The organism is Nonomuraea sp. CX421 (genome assembly GCF_059358955.1).
Map to the genome: position 1 here is coordinate 455,480 of NZ_JCADBK010000002.1, position 15,252 is coordinate 470,731.

Sequence of the window (15,252 nt, forward strand, 5' to 3'; positions counted from 1 at the left end):
CCTGACGCACACAGGGTACGGTGGCCCTTCGGCGTGATCGAATCGCCCGGGAGGACGTAATGGTGCAGGCCTACATCCTTATTCAGACCGAGGTCGGCAAGGCCGCGAGCGTGGCCCGCGAGATCTCCGGGATTCCGGGGGTCACCCAGGCCGAGGACGTGACGGGCCCGTACGACGTGATCGTGCGCGCGGAGGCTCGCAACGTCGACGAGCTCGGCAAACTGGTCGTGGCCCAGATCCAGGCCGTGGAAGGGATCACACGTACCCTTACATGCCCGATTGTCCACATTTAGCGTTTCTAAGGTAGACATTCCCCATGCGTGCCGTTGTCGTCCTGCTGGTCCTGTTCGCGCTCGCCGGATGCGGTGCCGTACAGGTCGAGCCGCCGGCTCCACAGGGCGAGGCGGCGGCCGCGTGCGAGCGGCTGCGCGGACTGCTGCCCCAGCGGCTCGACGGCGTGGACCGTGGCACGTCCACCCCCGAATCCCCCTATGTCACCGTCTGGGGCGAGGGGGAGATCGCCGTGCGCTGCGGGGTGCCGCGGCCGGCCAGGATGGCGCCGACCGACCAGCTGCAGGAGATCAACGGGGTGGGCTGGTTCGCCGACCCGGAACGGCCGACGCTCTTCACCGCCGTCGCCGACCCGGCCTACGTGGAGGTCACGATCGCCGGCACCCACGTCGCGGCGAGTGTGCTCGCCGACCTGTCGGGCCCGGTCGGCGAGGTGTCAGCGCAGCCCCGCTGAGCGGTGCAGCGCGAGCTGGAGCAACCGGTCGACCAGCTCCGGATAGGACAGGCCGGAGGCGGCCCAGAGCTGCGGCGCCACCGACAGCGAGGTGAAGCCGGGCATCGTGTTGATCTCGTTGAAGATGAGCTCGCCCTCGGGCGTGTAGAAGAAGTCGACCCGTGACAGCCCCTCGCACTCGAGCGCCTCGAACGCGCGCACGGCCATCGCCCGCAGCTCCTCGGCGATCTCCTCGGGCAGGTCGGCGGGCACGGTCAGCGACATCTGGTCGGGGTAGTACTTGGCCTCGAAGTCGAAGAACTCCTGGCCGCCCTCGACCTTGACCTCGCCGGGCCGCGACGCGGCGGGCGGCTCGTCGCCGGGCGACTCGAGCACCGCGCACTCGATCTCACGCCCCGCGACCGCCGCCTCGATGAGCACCTTGGGATCGTGCCGCCGGGCGAACTCGACGGCCGCCTCCAGCGACGCCCGGTCGTGGGCCTTGGAGATGCCCTGCGAGGACCCGGCCCTGGCCGGCTTGACGAACACCGGCCAGCCGAGGTCCTCGGCCTCCTTGAGCACCCGGTCGCGATCGAGCCGCCAGTCGCGCTCGCGCACGACCACGTAGCGCCCGATGGGCAGCCCGGCGGCCGCCATGACCGTCTTCATGTGGGCCTTGTCCATGCCGACCGCGCTGGCCAGCACTCCGGAGCCGACGTAGCGCACCCCGGCCATCTCCAGCAGGCCCTGGATCGTGCCGTCCTCGGCGAAGGGCCCGTGCATCACCGGGAAGACCACGTCGACCGTGCCCAGCTCGACCGGGATGCTGCCCGGGTCGTAGGCCACGAGCGAGCCCTCGCCGGAGGAGGGCAGCGCGAGCGCCGCGCCCGAGGTGTCGACGGCGGGCAGCTCTCCGTCCTCGATGGCGAACCGCTGGTCGGTAGCGGCGAGCACCCACCTGCCGTCCTGCGCGATCCCGATGGGGATCACTTCGTACTTGGTCCTGTCGATCGCGCCCAGCACGCTGCCCGCGCCCATGATGGACACGGCATGCTCGGAATTGCGACCTCCGAAAACGACGGCGACGCGTGGCTTGCTCATGACGTCCGAATCTACCGGCGTGTTCCTACTTGCAGCGAGTCAACCCGCGCGGATGGGTGGTGGTCAGAGCCCGTAACGCTCTGGTTTGGGCGACCGGGACATGAGCAGCATGCCCGCCTCGCTCGGCGACATGCCGTCGTGCACGACTCCGACGACGACCTCGGTGATGGGCATCTCGATGTCGTGCTTTCTGGCCAGCGCCAGCACGGACTCGCAGGACTTGACGCCCTCGGCGGTCTGCTTGGTGGCCGCGATCACCTCGGCCAGCGTCATCCCGCGGCCCAGGCGCTCGCCGAACGTACGGTTGCGTGACAGCGGCGAGGTGCAGGTGGCCACCAGGTCGCCCATCCCGGCCAGCCCGGCGAAGGTGTGGGGGTCGGCTCCCAGGGCGGCCCCCAGCCGGGAGATCTCGGCCAGCCCCCTGGTCATGAGCATGGCGGCGACGTTGTCGCCCATCCCCATGCCGACGGCGACGCCCACGGCCAGCGCGATGACGTTCTTGACGGCGCCGCCGAGCTCGACCCCCACCACGTCGGGGTTGGTGTAGGGGCGAAACCACGGCGGCAGGTGGCAGGCCGCCTGCAGGCGGGCCGCGACCTCCTCGTCGACGCAGGCGACCACGGTGGCGGCGGGCTGGCGCTGGGCGATCTCCTTGGCCAGGTTGGGTCCGGAGACGACGGCGACCCGCTCCTCGGGCACCCCGGCCACCTCGCGGATGACCTCGCTCATCCGTTTGGTCGTGCCGAGCTCGACGCCCTTCATCAGGCTGACCAGCACCGCGTCGCGGGGGATGTGCTCGCGCCAGGCGGCCAGGTTGAGCCGCAGCGACTGCGAGGGCACGGCCAGCACCACGAAGTCGGCGCCGTCGAGCGCCTCGGCCGGATCGGTCGTGGCCCCCAGCGACGTGGGCAACGCCACACCCGGCAGGTAGTCGAGGTTGGTGTGGGCCCGCTGGATGCTCTCGACCAGCTCCGGTCTGCGCCCCCACAGGATGGTCCGGTTGCCCGCCTCGGCCAGGATCATGGCGAACGTGGTGCCCCACGAACCGGTGCCGAACACCGCGGCCTTCGTCATGCGCTCACCGTCCCGCGGGATCGTAAGGAGTCTCGGGCGCCTTCTCGCCGCGCAGCTCGGCGAGCTGCGCGGTGATCGCCGCCATGATGTCGGCGGTCGCCTCGCGCAGCACCTCGGCGTGCGGCGGGCGGCCGATGTGACGCGACAGGTCGACCGGCGGCCCCACCGACACGCGGAACGTCTTGCGCGGGAACAGCCTCGGCCGCTTCTCTCCGTAGGGCAGCAGCTCCTGGGCCCCCCAGTGTGCCACCGGGATCACCGGGGCGCCGCTCTGCAGCGCCAGCCGGGCGACGCCCGTCTTGCCCACCATCGGCCACAGACCAGGATCACGGGTGCAGGTGCCCTCGGGATAGAAGAAGATCGCGCAACCGTCTCGCAGCCGCTCCTCCGCCGTGTGCAGCGACTTGGCCGCTTCGTTGCTGCCCCGCTCGACGGGGATGACGCACAGCGAGCGCACCGCGTGACCCAGCAACGGCACCCTGAACAGCGCGGCCTTGGCGAGAATGACCGGCCAGCGGCCGTTGTTGTAGAGGAAGTGCGACAGCAGGATCGGATCCGACCAGGAGAGGTGGTTGGCCGCGATGATCACGCCGCCGGTGCGCGGCACGCGCTCGCCGTGGCGCCAGTCACGCTTGACCAGGAGCTTCGACAGCGGCTTGACGATGACGACGGCCAGAGTCTCCCAGAAACGCGACGGGCGTGTGGGGCGGCTCATGGTTCCCTCCAACCCGGACGATAGGCGCCCCAAGTCTCCCGGTTGGCCGCCCGGGATGTCGAGGCGCGATGCTTAACCCTATGAGCAACCGCTGGTCACTGGTGATTCCGGTGAAGACGCTGGTCGCGGCGAAGACCCGGTTGGCCGCCGCGACAGGCCCGCACCGGACCCGGCTGGCCGTCGCGGTCGCCTGCGACACCGTCTCGGCGGCACTGGCCTGTCCGCTGGTCGCGCGGGTCATCGTGGTGACCGCCGACCCGGCCGCCGCCGGGCCGCTGTCCGCCTTGGGCGCCGACGTGGTGCCCGATCCCGATCAGGGCCTCAACACCGCGCTCCGCACCGGCGCCGCCCATGCCGTACGTGTCGCGCCCGGCGATCCGGTGGGCGCGTTGCAGGCCGATCTGCCCGCCCTGCGGCCTGCGGAGCTGGCCACCGCCCTGACCGCGGCGGCGGAGTTCGACCAGGCGTTCGTCCCCGACGCGCTCGACGTCGGCACCACCTTCTACGGCGTACGGGCCGGGCTGCCGTTCACGCCCCGGTTCGGCGGCGAGTCGCGGGCCAGGCACCTGGCGGGCGGCGCCAAGGAGCTGTGCGTGGAGGGCATCGAGTCGGTCAGGCGCGACGTGGACACCCCGGACGATCTGCGGGCGGCCATGGCGCTCGGTCTCGGCGGGCACACCGCGGCCGTGGTCGCCGATCTGTGGCCGTCCGGCTGAGCCGGGCGGGCGCCGCATGCGCACCGGCGGCCGAGCGTTTACGCTGGGCTGCGTGCAGGCAACGGTGCGCGGCTTCGATGAGGTGACCCGCTCGGGCACGGTCTTCCTCGACGACGGGACCGTGTTGCCCTTCGGCGCCCAGGCCTTCGACGCGGGGCCGCTGCGGCTGCTGCGCTCGGGGCAGCGGGTCCGGCTGGTGGTGACCGACGGCGAGATCACCTACATCACGCTGTCGACGTTCCCCGTGCCCGGCTGATCCCGGGCAGCGAAACGCCCGGCCCTCGGAGCGAGGACCGGGCGTACGCGAGGTCGTTACTTCTTCTTCGCGGCCTTCTTGCCGGCCACGTTGACCAGTTCCTTGAAGTCTGAGCCCGGTCGGAACTTCGGCCCCCAGCTCTCGTCGACCTTGATCTCCGCTCCGGTCGACGGGTTCCTGGCCGTGCGCGCCGGCTTGTGCACCATCTCGAACGCGCCGAAGCCCGTGATCGAGACCTTGTCGCCGCTCGCGACTGCCTTCTGAACGGCATCGATGATCGCGTTGACGGCCTCCGTGGCCGTCCTCCTGTCCCCCACGCGATCTACGATGGCGTCAACGAGTTCTCGCTTGTTCATGTTCGTTCCGCTCCCCCAGTTACGGCTCGGGGTTCCAGCTCACGAAGCTCGACGTAGAAACCCCTTACGCGCTCGAAAGTAGGCGGGATCGCCGGGGAACTCAAATACCGAGCGGATTTTCGGGTGCGCGTGGCGTGTCGGAGGCGCCGTCAAGGGCGGCCAGGAAGGCGTCGAGCCTGGTCGCGGCCCGTTCGCGGTCGCGTTTGGCGAGGTCGCAGATCGCCAGATATCGGCGTCCCATCCGCTCCTTCTCGGCGGCGGGGAGCAGGCGGACGCGGCGGTGCGCCTCGCGCAACCGCCGCGCCAGTTCGTCGTCCTCTAGACGGTCGTCGGCAGCCATGGCTGCCGACCATTCTCGTACGCCGTCACCTCGTCGGCGTGACGCAGGGTCAGTCCGATGTCGTCGAGGCCCTCCATCAGGCGCCAGCGGGTGTAGTCGTCGATCTCGAACGCGACGACCTCGCCGGCCCAGCGCACCTGGCGTTCGGCCAGGTCGACGGTCACCGCCAGGGTGGGGTCGGCCTCGACCGCGGCCTGCAGGGCCTCGACCTTCTCGGCGGGCAGGACGACCGGCAGCAGCCCCATCTTGGTGGAGTTGTTGCGGAAGATGTCGCCGAACCTGGCCGCGATCACCACGCGGAAGCCGTACTGCTGCAGAGCCCAGACGGCGTGCTCACGCGAGGAGCCGGTGCCGAAGTCGGGGCCGGAGACGAGGATCGAGGCACCCTCGTAGGAGGGGTCGTTCAGGACGAACGCCGGGTCCTCGCGCCACGCGGCGAACAGGCCCTTCTCGAAGCCGGTCCTGCTCACCTGCTTGAGCCAGACGGCCGGGATGATCTGGTCGGTGTCGACGTTGCTGCGGCGCAGCGGCACCGCCTTGCCGGTGTGGGTGGTGAAGGCTTCCATGGTCTTGATCTCCTAGAGGTCGGCGGGGGCGGTCAGGCGGCCGGTCACGGCGGTCGCGGCGGCGACCTGCGGTGAGACCAGATGGGTGCGGCCACCCTTGCCCTGACGGCCCTCGAAGTTGCGGTTGGAGGTGGAGGCGCTGCGCTCGCCCGGCTGGAGCGTGTCGGGGTTCATGCCCAGGCACATCGAGCACCCGGCCTCCCGCCACTCGGCGCCGGCCGCCTTGAACACCTCGTCCAGCCCCTCCTGCTCGGCCTGGAGCTTGACCAGCATCGAGCCGGGGACGATCAGCGTGCGCGTCTTCACCTGGCGGCCGCGCAGGATCTCGGCGGCGGCGCGCAGGTCCTCCAGGCGGCCGTTGGTGCACGAGCCGACGAAGACCGTGTCGACCTCGATCTCGCGCAGCGGCGTGCCCGCGGTCAGGCCCATGTACTCCAGCGCCCGCTCGGCCGACTGCCTGGCGACCGGGTCGGCGAAGCTCTCGGGGGCGGGCACGGTCTCGCCCAGCGGCAGGCCCTGGCCGGGGTTGGTGCCCCACGTGACGTACGGCGTCAGCGTCGTGGCGTCGATCTCGACGACCTGGTCGAACACGGCGTCGTCGTCGGTGCGCAGCGACGTCCAGTAGGCGACGGCCTGGTCCCACGCCTCGCCCCGCGGCGCGTGCGGGCGGTCCTTGAGGTAGGCGAACGTGGTCTCGTCGGGGGCGATCATGCCCGCTCGCGCGCCGGCCTCGATCGACATGTTGCAGACCGTCATCCGGCCCTCCATGGAGAGCTTCCGTACGGCCTCACCGCGGTACTCGATGATGTAGCCCTGCCCGCCGCCGGTGCCGATCTTGGCGATGATGGCCAGGATCAGGTCCTTGGCCGTGACACCGGGGGGCAGCTCGCCCGAGACCTCGATGGCCATGGTCTTCGGCCGGTAGGCCGGCAGCGTCTGCGTGGCCAGCACGTGCTCGACCTCGGAGGTGCCGATGCCGAACGCGATGCCGCCGAACGCGCCGTGGGTGGAGGTGTGGGAATCGCCGCAGACGATCGTCATGCCCGGCTGGGTCAGGCCGAACTGCGGGCCGATGATGTGCACCACGCCCTGGCCGGCGTCGCCCATCGGGTGGAGCCGGATGCCGAACTCCGCGGCGTTCTTGCGCAGCGTCTCGACCTGCGTCTTGGACACGGGGTCGGAGATGGGGCCGAGCACGGTCGGGACGTTGTGGTCCTCGGTGGCGATGGTGAGCTCGGGCCGGCGCACGGGCCGGCCGGCGAGCCGGAGCCCGTCGAACGCCTGCGGGCTGGTCACCTCGTGGATGAGGTGCAGGTCGATATAGAGCAGGTCGGGTTCGCCGTCGGCGCGGCGCACGACGTGCTGCTCCCAGACCTTCTCCGCCAGTGTGCGGCCCATGATCTCCTCCTGCTTGTCGCGATGCCCCGCATCGCCGGTCGTTCAGACCCGATCTCCCTCGCGGGAAAAGCCTTTCAGCTTGCCTTCTCATATGTCGAGACGGCAGTATCGGCTTATGGACAACTCTAGCGGAGTCGGAGTACTCGACAAGGCCGTTCTGGTACTCAACGCGCTGGAAGCCGGCCCGGCTTCGCTCGCGCAGCTTGTTCAGGCCACCGGTCTGGCCCGCCCCACGGCCCATCGGCTCGCCGTCGCGCTTGAGCACCACCGCATCGTGACTCGTGACACACAGGGCAGGTTCGTGCTCGGGCCGCGCCTTTCGGAGTTGTCCACGGCCGCCGGTGAGGACCGGCTGCTCGCGGTGGCCGCGCCCGTGTTGCTGCAGCTCAGGGACCTGACCGGCGAGAGTGCGCAACTGTATCGCCGTCAGGGCGACGAGCGGGTCTGCGTGGCGGCGGCCGAGCGGTCCAGCGGGCTGCGCGACACGGTGCCCGTCGGATCGGCGCTGCCCATGACGGCGGGCTCGGCGGCGCAGATCCTGCTGGCCTGGGAGGAGCCCGACCGGCTGCACCGCGGCCTGCGCGGCGCCAAGTTCAACGCGTCCACGCTGGCGTCGGTACGCCGCCGGGGCTGGGCTCACAGTGTGGGAGAGCGCGAGCAGGGAGTGGCCAGCGTGTCCGCCCCCATCAGGGGAAGCGGCGGCAAGGTGATCGCCGCCGTGTCGGTCTCCGGGCCCATCGAGCGACTGACCAGAGCCCCCGGACGACTACACGCGGTGGCCGTCATGGCGGCCGCCGAACGCGTCACGGAATCCATGCGACGTACGTCATGATCAGCCAAAGCGCCTATTTGGGGAGCCGAGTGCCTCACGGGCGCACTAGCCTGAGTGCGTGACAGATCGCATCGAGGTAGCCGCCACTGAGCTGCGACCCCTGCTCGAAGAGTTCATCTTGTGGGCGAGCACCAACGCGCCCGACAGCGACCCCGAGCTCGTGGGGCCGGCAGTGCTGTGGCACCGTCTCGCCTTCTCCCAGGATTCCGGCACGTGGAAGCGTGCCGACCTGCGAAACCTGCTGCTCGATCGGATGCCCAAGGTGGTGGAGGATCCCGACACCGCCGCCGACGGCATGCTGCCGGCGGTCGACGCCTACCTGACGTTCCTGTCGCAGACCGGCAGGCTGACCAAGGGGTCCGACTCCCTCGACGATCTGCGGGCCGAGCTCGACGACGTCGAGGACCAGTTCGTCGAGCTGATGGAGGAGCTGCTCGACGACTCCGAGGAGTCGGGCGACGACGATGACGAAGGCGGCGACCTCGGCGACTTCGAGCTGTTCGCCGACGAGCTGGCCGAGCTCGACACCATCAGGCTGCGGCCCGACACCGAGCTGGCCGCCGCCGCCCGCGAGGCGCCGCTGATCGCCCAGGCCCGCGACCTGGCCCTGTGGGTGGGCTCCGGCCGCCGGGTGGGCGAGGACACCCTGCTGTCCGACGACGAGGTCGAGCAGGCGCTGGCGGTCGTCGGGCTGCCCAGGCCCGAGACCGAGGGCTCGCTCGCCGAGGCCGTCCCCCAGCTGTGGAACATCTGGAATCTCGCCGTCGACCTCGAGTTCCTGGAGCCCGGCGACGCCAACACGGTGGCCGTCCAGGACGACACCTCCGAGTGGCCGTTCGACGACGACGAGGACGTGCTCGACGCCTGGATGCTCGGCCTTCACTCGGTCGACTACGGCGACCCCGAGCTGGCCGACGACGACCTGACCATGGCGCTGGCGGGGCTCACCCGCGGCGTGCTGGTCAGGCTGCTGCTGGCCGGCGGCTCGCGTGACCTCGACGGTCTGCGGCGCGAGCTGGCCGAGGCGGCCGCCGACCTCGACGAGCTGGGCGCCGACGCCTGGGAGGCGGCCGACGACCCGCTGATCCCGGCGGTCGACTGGCTGGCCGGCTACGGCATGGTCACGGTCGCCGACGGCACGGTCAGCCTGACTCCGCTCGGCACCGAGGGAGTCGTCCACCTGGTGGACGACTCCGACATCGAGGTCGACGCGCGGCCCGCGATCGAGTCGATGAGCGCGCACGAGCTGCTCGCGCTCAGCGCCGAGCTGCCCGAGGAGGAGGCCGACGCCGAGTTCGCCGCCTGGATGCGGCTGCGCGAGCCCGGCCGGGCGGCCGAGGAGCTGCTGGAGGCCGCCGCCGAGGACGAGAGCGACGCGCTCATCCGGGTGCAGGCCGCCAGCGTGGTGGGCACTCTCGGCGAGGCGGCCATCCCGGCCTGGCAGGAGGCGCTCAAGCAGCCGTCCCTGCGTCCCTACGCCGCGACGCACCTGAGCCACCTGCAGGTGCCCGACGCACCCGAGCCCACCCAGGACGACACCCACTGGCTGATCCTCGACATGTGGACCATCTCGGCGGGCCTGGGCCGGTCCGAGTTCGTCAGCAGCGTCCGCGACATCGGCCCCGACCTGCTCGACGGCCTGCTCGAAGTGGTCTGGAAGATCCCGCACGCCCACGTGGAGGAGTTGCTGGACCTGATCTCCCAGGTCCATCCCGACAAGCAGGTCGCCAAGGCGGCTCGCCGGGCGCTCTTCCGGGCCCGTTCGACCAGCTCCTAGCGACCTCCTGGCCACGCGCCCCCGGGCGGGCGACGATGCTCACCGCCCGCCGGGGCCCTTCTTCCGCCTTCAGGGCACCTCGCCGCTTGCCATATCGTTTTTGGCTGGCTCTGGCGAGCATTCTGCGCGACGGCGTACGGATGCGTGAGGACCTGGAAGGAACCGTCTGATGTCGCCCGCGGAGCCGGAGTCCCATGCCATCACCGTCCATCTCGACCGGCTGCTGGCCGAGCGGGACATGACGCTCACCGAGCTGGCCGACCGGGTCGGGGTGACGGTGGTCAACCTGTCCATCTTGAAGAACGGCCGGGCCAAGGCCATCCGGTTCACCACGTTGACCAGGCTCTGCGAAGTCCTCGGCTGCCAGCCGGGCGACCTGCTGGGCTATCACGCCGGAGAGGAACGATGAGCCGACGCGTCGCCCTCGGCGAACGCGAAAAACCGCCGAGCACCGGAAAGCACGAAAGGCCCGATCAACGATCGGGCCTTTCGTAGAGGTAGTCCCGACCGGATTCGAACCGGCGCTACCGCCTTGAGAGGGCGGCGTCCTGGGCCACTAGACGACGGGACCTTCTTCACTTGCCTGACAGTGGTAGTCCCGACCGGATTCGAACCGGCGCTACCGCCTTGAGAGGGCGGCGTCCTGGGCCACTAGACGACGGGACCCTGTCAACAAGCGATTGTGCCGGGCCTCCCCGGCAACGGACGTAACTCTACCGCACCCCAAGGAGCACACCAAACCACTATCAGCCCAGCGGATCGGGGCCTCCGGGCCGCGCCCGGAGACCGGGAGGAGGACTCCGGCTCGCCACTGGCCGGTCGACGGCGCGGAGGGCACCCGGCAGTCGGGAGCGAATCTTGTCCGGAAAAACGAAAAACGGATGTCTCTTAACGAGACATCCGTCCAATGCTGGGGTACCAGGACTCGAACCTAGACTAACTGAACCAGAATCAGTCGTGCTGCCAATTACACCATACCCCACCGTTACGGACCCCTTAGGGCCCGTGTGGCGACCTCCGAAAGAATAGCCCAGCTTGGGGGACAAGACCAAAACGATTGTCCGAGCGGCCGCGACCGGGCCCCTGTCGTGCCAAGCTGATGGGGACAAAACACCACGTGGAGGAGCCCCGACGTTGGCTGAGAATCCGTTGTTCGCCCCCAGCAGCCTGCCCTACCAGCTGCCGCCCTTCGCCGAGATCCGCGAGGAGCACTACCTGCCCGCCTTCGCGCGCGGGATGGCCGAGCAGCTGGCGGAGGTCGACGTGATCGCGCGCGACACCGCCCCGCCGACGTTCGACAACACGATCGCCGCGCTCGAACGGTCCGGGCGGATCCTCGAGCGCACAGCTACGGCCTTCTTCAGCGTCGCCGCCTCCGACTCCACCGACGCCGTCCTGGAGATCGAGAAGCGGATCTCCCCCGAGCTGACCAAGCACAGCGACGCGATCCGGCTCAACCGGGCGCTCTGGGGCCGGATCAAGCAGGTGACGACGGAGGACGCCGAGGAGGCGTGGCTGCTGGAGAAGTACCGCGAGGACTTCATCCGGGCCGGCGCCGACCTGTCGGAGGCCGAGCAGGAGCGGCTCAAGGAGCTCAACGAGGAGCAGTCGAGGCTGTCGACCGAGTTCGCCCAGAACCTGCTGAAGGCCTCGACCGAGTCCGCGCTGGTGGTCGACGACCCCAAGGAGCTCGACGGGTTCGACGAGGCCAGGATCGCGTCACTGGAGAGCGACGGCCGCTACGTGCTGCCGCTGCTCAACTTCACCAACCAGCCCGGGCTGGCCCAGCTCACCGACCGCGACGTCCGCCGCCGGCTCTACACGCTGAGCGTGGAGCGGGCGCCGCGGAACTTCGGGCTGGCCGTACGGCTCGCCACGCTGCGGGCCGAGCGCGCCCGGCTGCTGGGCTACCCCGACCACGCCGCCTACAAGGTCGCCGACCAGACGGCCAAGAGCGTCGAGGCGGTCGAGGACATGCTGGGGCAGCTCGTCGGGCCGGCCGTACGCAACGCCCGCAAGGAGGCGGAGGCGCTCACCGAGCAGGCCGGATTCGCGATCGAGCCGTGGGACTGGTCGTTCTACGCGGAGAAGGTGCGCCAGGCCCGCTACGACTTCGACGCCGGCGCCATGCGGCCCTACTTCGAGCTCGACCGCGTCTACCTCGACGGCGTCTTCTACGCCGCGACCAGGCTCTACGGCGTCACGTTCAGCGAGCGGACCGACCTGGCCGGCTACCACCCGGACGTGCGGATCTTCGAGGTGTTCAACGAGGACGGCGGCGCGCTCGGCCTGTTCGCGCTCGACCCGTTCGCCAGGCCGACCAAGCGCGGCGGCGCGTGGATGAACAACCTGGTCAACCAGTCGTTCCTGTTCGGCGAGAAGCCGGTGGTGATCAACAACCTGAACATCACCAAGCCCGCGACCGGGCCGACGCTGCTGACCTACGACGAGGTCACCACGGCGTTCCACGAGTTCGGGCACGCGCTGCACGGGCTCTTCTCCGAGGTGCGTTATCCCCGCGTCTCGGGCACCAACGTGCCGCGTGACTTCGTCGAGTATCCGTCGCAGGTCAACGAGATGTGGGCGACCTGGCCCGAGGTCCTGGCCCACTACGCCAAGCACCACGAGACGGGCGAGCCGATGCCCGCGGAGCTGGTGGCGAAGATGAAGGCCGCGGAGCAGTTCAACCAGGGCTTCATGACCGTCGAGTATCTCGCCGCGACGCTGCTCGACTGGGCCTGGCACCGGCTGAGCCCTGGCGAGACCGTCGAGGACCCCGAGGCGTTCGAGCAGGCGGCCCTGGAAGCGGCTCAGATCGCCTTCCCGCTGGTCCGGCCGCGCTACCGGACCAACTACTTCGCCCACGTCTTCTCCGGCGGCTACAGCGCCGGCTACTACTCCTACATCTGGAGCGAGGTGCTCGACGCCGAGAGCGTCGAGTGGTTCAAGGAGAACGGCGGGCTGGAGCGTGCCAACGGAGATCACTTCCGCCGCGCGCTGCTGTCGAAGGGCGGCAGCCTCGACCCGCTGACCGCGTTCCGCGACTTCCGCGGCCGCGAGCCGTCCATCCAGCCGCTGCTGGAGCGCCGCGGCCTGGTCTGATCCGCGTGTCCGGGGCGGCGACACCGTGGTCGTCGCCCCGTGACGAGGCGGTCAGGGCTGCGCTCAGCCGCGCAGGCGGGCCAGGGCGGCCCGGATCCGGTCCTGGGCCCGCTCGCGGCCGAGCACCTCGATCGACTCGAACAGCGGCAGGCCCACGGTCCTGCCGGTGACCGCGACGCGTACGGGAGCCTGGGCCTTGCCCAGCTTGAGACCGTTGGCGGTGCCGACCGCCTCCAGCGCCTCCTTGAGCGACTCGGGGTCCCAGCTGACCGTGTCGAGCCGCTCCAGGTAGCCGGTCAGGATCTCGACCGGGGAGTTCTTCATCGCCTTGTCCCAGGAGGCCTGGTCGAACACCGGCTCGTCGAGGAACAGGAAGTCGACGTTCTGCCTGATCTCCGACAACACCGCGATGCGGGTCTGGGCCAGGGCGGCGACCTTGCTGAACATCTCGCGGTCCCAGTCGGCTTCGAGGTAGGGGGCGCAGCGCTCCTCGAAGGTCTCCAACGGCAGCGCGCGGATGTACTCGCCGTTGAACGCGCGCAGCTTCTTCTCGTCGAAGTACGCGCTGGAGCTGTTGACGGCGTCGAGCCGGAACAGCGGCACCATCTCCGACCACGGCATGATCTCGCGGTCGTCGCCGGGACCCCAGCCGAGCAGCATGAGGTAGTTGACCATGGCCTCGGCGAGGTAGCCCTCGGCCCGGTAGTCCTCCAGGGCCACCTTGTCGCGCCGCTTGGACAGCTTCTTGCGCTGCTCGTTGACGATGACCGGCAGGTGGGCCCAGACGGGCGGGGTGGCGCCGAGCGCGGGCCAGAGCAGCTGCTGCTTGGCGGCGTTGCCCAGGTGCTCCTCGCCGCGCACCACGTGGGTGATGCCCTGCGTGATGTCGTCGACGGCGTTGGCCAGCACGTAGAGGGGCGAGCCGTCGGTGCGGGCGATGACGAAGTCCTCCTGGGCGTCGTTGGGGAACTCCACCCGGCCCCTGATGACGTCGTCGACGACGGTGACGCCCTCGTCGGGGGTGCGGAAGCGCACCGCGCCCTCGGTCAGGCCCCGGTCACGGCAGTGGCCGTCGTAGCCCTTGTGCTCGGAGCCGGTGCGGGCGACGAGCAGCTCGCGGGTGCAGTCGCAGTGGTAGGCCTTGCCGTCGGCGAGCAGCTTGGCCACGGCCTCGCGGTGCTGCGGCTCGTAGGCCGACTGGAAGTAGGGGCCCTCGAACGCCGGAGCGCCGCCGTTGATGCCGATCCAGTCGAGCGCCGAGATGATGCCCTCGGTCCACTCAGGCCGGTTGCGGGTGGCGTCGGTATCCTCGATGCGCAGCACGAAACGGCCACCGGACCGCACGGCCAGCGCCCAGTTGAACAGCGCCGTACGGGCGCCGCCGACGTGGAACATGCCGGTTGGGGAAGGGGCGAACCGCACCCTCAGATCAGTCACGAGCGACCACCTTGTTCGTCAGAGTGCCGATGCCTTCGATGCCGACGCTGACCTCGTCGCCGACGTCGATCGGACCGACGCCCTCCGGGGTGCCGGTCAGGATCACGTCGCCGGGGATCAGCGTCATGACCGCGCTGACGTAGGCGACCAGCGCGGGAATGTCGTGGATGAGCTGGCTGGTGCGGCCGCTCTGGCGGACCTCGCCGTTGACCGTCGTGGTGAGCGCCAGGTCGCTCGCGTCGAGGTCGGTGCGGATCCACGGGCCGAGCGGGCAGAAGGTGTCGAAGCTCTTGGCCCGGGTGAACTGGACGTCCTTCTTCTGCAGGTCGCGCGCGGTGACGTCGTTGGCGCAGGTGTAGCCGAAGATGACGTCCCTGACCCGTTCGATCGGCACCTCGCGGCACAGCCGGCCGATCACCACGGCCAGCTCGCCCTCGAAGTCGACCCGGTCGGACAGCGACGTCGGGTAGACGATCGGCTCGCCGTGGCCGATCACCGAGGTCGACGGCTTCAGGAAGATGAGCGGCTCCTCGGGCACCTCGTTGCCCATCTCGCGCGCGTGCGCGGCGTAGTTGCGGCCGATGGCGATCACCTTGCTCGGCAGCATGGGCGCGAGCAGCCGCACCTGCGCCAGCGGGAACCGCTCGCCGGTGAACTGCACGTCACCGAAGGGGTGCCCGGAGATCGCGGACACGAACTCCTCGCCCGGACCGCCCTCGACCACGCCGAACGACACGCCTTCGCCTGTGGAGAACCTCGCTATACGCACCTGACAAGGCTATCGCCGCCGCCCGGGGAGTCGGTTCACGGCGACACGCCCGCCCTCGCGTTAGCCTGGAGCCCGCACCGGACGGTGCG

The 15,252-nt window shown here is 70.1% G+C and carries 17 protein-coding genes and 3 tRNA genes; 8 read left to right on the forward strand and 12 right to left on the reverse strand.

Annotated elements, in window-relative coordinates:
- The first annotated feature begins 59 nt into the window (after window positions 1-59).
- Window positions 60-293: an Lrp/AsnC family transcriptional regulator gene (locus AC5L3X_RS05180; RefSeq protein WP_189123357.1), complete on the forward strand. Its 234-nt coding sequence runs from the start codon at window positions 60-62 to the stop codon at window positions 291-293.
- A 23-nt stretch (window positions 294-316) separates the two neighbouring features.
- Complete coding sequence (locus tag AC5L3X_RS05185; RefSeq protein ID WP_494855440.1) at window positions 317-745, forward strand: DUF3515 family protein; 429 nt, start codon at window positions 317-319, stop codon at window positions 743-745.
- Here AC5L3X_RS05185 and AC5L3X_RS05190 read toward each other — a convergent pair.
- The 3 genes from AC5L3X_RS05190 to AC5L3X_RS05200 all read right to left on the reverse strand — a co-directional run bounded on the left by AC5L3X_RS05190 (window position 728) and on the right by AC5L3X_RS05200 (window position 3,614).
- Window positions 728-1,825 carry a D-alanine--D-alanine ligase family protein gene (locus AC5L3X_RS05190; protein ID WP_189123355.1) on the reverse strand — a complete coding sequence of 366 codons (1,098 nt, stop codon included), beginning with the start codon at window positions 1,823-1,825 and terminating at the stop codon, window positions 728-730. The two genes, AC5L3X_RS05185 and AC5L3X_RS05190, sit on opposite strands and share 18 nt — an antisense overlap.
- Before the next feature lie 63 nt (window positions 1,826-1,888).
- A complete protein-coding gene (locus AC5L3X_RS05195) occupies window positions 1,889-2,899 on the reverse strand; it encodes an NAD(P)H-dependent glycerol-3-phosphate dehydrogenase (RefSeq protein ID WP_494855442.1) in 1,011 nt (336 codons plus the stop codon).
- Window positions 2,900-2,903: 4 nt separating this feature from the next.
- Window positions 2,904-3,614, reverse strand: coding sequence for a lysophospholipid acyltransferase family protein (locus AC5L3X_RS05200; protein ID WP_494855444.1), 711 nt, complete (start codon window positions 3,612-3,614; stop codon window positions 2,904-2,906).
- Window positions 3,615-3,694: 80 nt separating this feature from the next.
- Between AC5L3X_RS05200 and cofC the strand changes: the two genes are divergently transcribed.
- Window positions 3,695-4,330: a 2-phospho-L-lactate guanylyltransferase gene (gene cofC / locus AC5L3X_RS05205; protein WP_494855446.1), complete on the forward strand. Its 636-nt coding sequence runs from the start codon at window positions 3,695-3,697 to the stop codon at window positions 4,328-4,330.
- Window positions 4,331-4,382: 52 nt separating this feature from the next.
- Entirely contained in the window at window positions 4,383-4,586 is a 204-nt protein-coding gene (locus AC5L3X_RS05210) for a hypothetical protein (protein WP_189123351.1), read from the forward strand.
- 56 nt (window positions 4,587-4,642) lie between these two features.
- On the opposite strand, the gene AC5L3X_RS05215 is transcribed toward AC5L3X_RS05210, so the two are convergent.
- From AC5L3X_RS05215 to leuC, 4 genes are all read right to left on the reverse strand, one after another.
- The gene (locus AC5L3X_RS05215) at window positions 4,643-4,942 is read right to left on the reverse strand and encodes an HU family DNA-binding protein (RefSeq protein WP_189123350.1); all 300 of its coding nucleotides are present in this window, start codon (window positions 4,940-4,942) and stop codon (window positions 4,643-4,645) included.
- A gap of 100 nt (window positions 4,943-5,042) precedes the next feature.
- Window positions 5,043-5,282 (reverse strand): SCO5555 family protein, encoded by a 240-nt coding sequence (locus tag AC5L3X_RS05220; RefSeq protein ID WP_189123349.1) that lies wholly within the window; start codon window positions 5,280-5,282, stop codon window positions 5,043-5,045.
- Window positions 5,261-5,848, reverse strand: a complete 588-nt coding sequence (leuD, locus tag AC5L3X_RS05225; protein ID WP_189123348.1) for a 3-isopropylmalate dehydratase small subunit — start codon at window positions 5,846-5,848, stop codon at window positions 5,261-5,263. The genes AC5L3X_RS05220 and leuD overlap by 22 nt, the downstream gene beginning before the upstream one ends.
- Before the next feature lie 12 nt (window positions 5,849-5,860).
- A complete protein-coding gene (gene leuC, locus AC5L3X_RS05230) occupies window positions 5,861-7,246 on the reverse strand; it encodes a 3-isopropylmalate dehydratase large subunit (RefSeq protein ID WP_189123347.1) in 1,386 nt (461 codons plus the stop codon).
- Between the two features lie 115 nt (window positions 7,247-7,361).
- On the opposite strand from leuC, the gene AC5L3X_RS05235 reads away from it, so the two are divergent.
- The 3 genes from AC5L3X_RS05235 to AC5L3X_RS05245 all read left to right on the forward strand — a co-directional run bounded on the left by AC5L3X_RS05235 (window position 7,362) and on the right by AC5L3X_RS05245 (window position 10,264).
- Window positions 7,362-8,078: an IclR family transcriptional regulator gene (locus AC5L3X_RS05235; RefSeq protein WP_189123346.1), complete on the forward strand. Its 717-nt coding sequence runs from the start codon at window positions 7,362-7,364 to the stop codon at window positions 8,076-8,078.
- 58 nt (window positions 8,079-8,136) lie between these two features.
- Window positions 8,137-9,855 (forward strand): hypothetical protein, encoded by a 1,719-nt coding sequence (locus AC5L3X_RS05240; RefSeq protein ID WP_189123345.1) that lies wholly within the window; start codon window positions 8,137-8,139, stop codon window positions 9,853-9,855.
- A gap of 169 nt (window positions 9,856-10,024) precedes the next feature.
- Window positions 10,025-10,264 (forward strand): helix-turn-helix domain-containing protein, encoded by a 240-nt coding sequence (locus AC5L3X_RS05245; RefSeq protein ID WP_189123343.1) that lies wholly within the window; start codon window positions 10,025-10,027, stop codon window positions 10,262-10,264.
- Window positions 10,265-10,353: 89 nt separating this feature from the next.
- On the opposite strand, the gene AC5L3X_RS05250 is transcribed toward AC5L3X_RS05245, so the two are convergent.
- The 3 genes from AC5L3X_RS05250 to AC5L3X_RS05260 form a co-directional block, all read right to left on the reverse strand.
- Window positions 10,354-10,426: transfer RNA gene (locus AC5L3X_RS05250), tRNA-Glu, on the reverse strand.
- Window positions 10,427-10,445: 19 nt separating this feature from the next.
- Window positions 10,446-10,521 (reverse strand) — tRNA-Glu (locus tag AC5L3X_RS05255).
- Window positions 10,522-10,765: 244 nt separating this feature from the next.
- Window positions 10,766-10,837 (reverse strand) — tRNA-Gln (locus AC5L3X_RS05260).
- Between the two features lie 152 nt (window positions 10,838-10,989).
- On the opposite strand from AC5L3X_RS05260, the gene AC5L3X_RS05265 reads away from it, so the two are divergent.
- Window positions 10,990-12,957, forward strand: coding sequence for a M3 family metallopeptidase (locus tag AC5L3X_RS05265; protein WP_494855449.1), 1,968 nt, complete (start codon window positions 10,990-10,992; stop codon window positions 12,955-12,957).
- Window positions 12,958-13,020: 63 nt separating this feature from the next.
- Here AC5L3X_RS05265 and gltX read toward each other — a convergent pair whose 3' ends face one another.
- Window positions 13,021-14,394 (reverse strand): glutamate--tRNA ligase, encoded by a 1,374-nt coding sequence (gltX, locus tag AC5L3X_RS05270; protein ID WP_189123341.1) that lies wholly within the window; start codon window positions 14,392-14,394, stop codon window positions 13,021-13,023.
- Window positions 14,387-15,163 carry a fumarylacetoacetate hydrolase family protein gene (locus AC5L3X_RS05275; RefSeq protein ID WP_189123340.1) on the reverse strand — a complete coding sequence of 259 codons (777 nt, stop codon included), beginning with the start codon at window positions 15,161-15,163 and terminating at the stop codon, window positions 14,387-14,389. The genes gltX and AC5L3X_RS05275 overlap by 8 nt, the downstream gene beginning before the upstream one ends.
- Window positions 15,164-15,252: the final 89 nt, after the last annotated feature.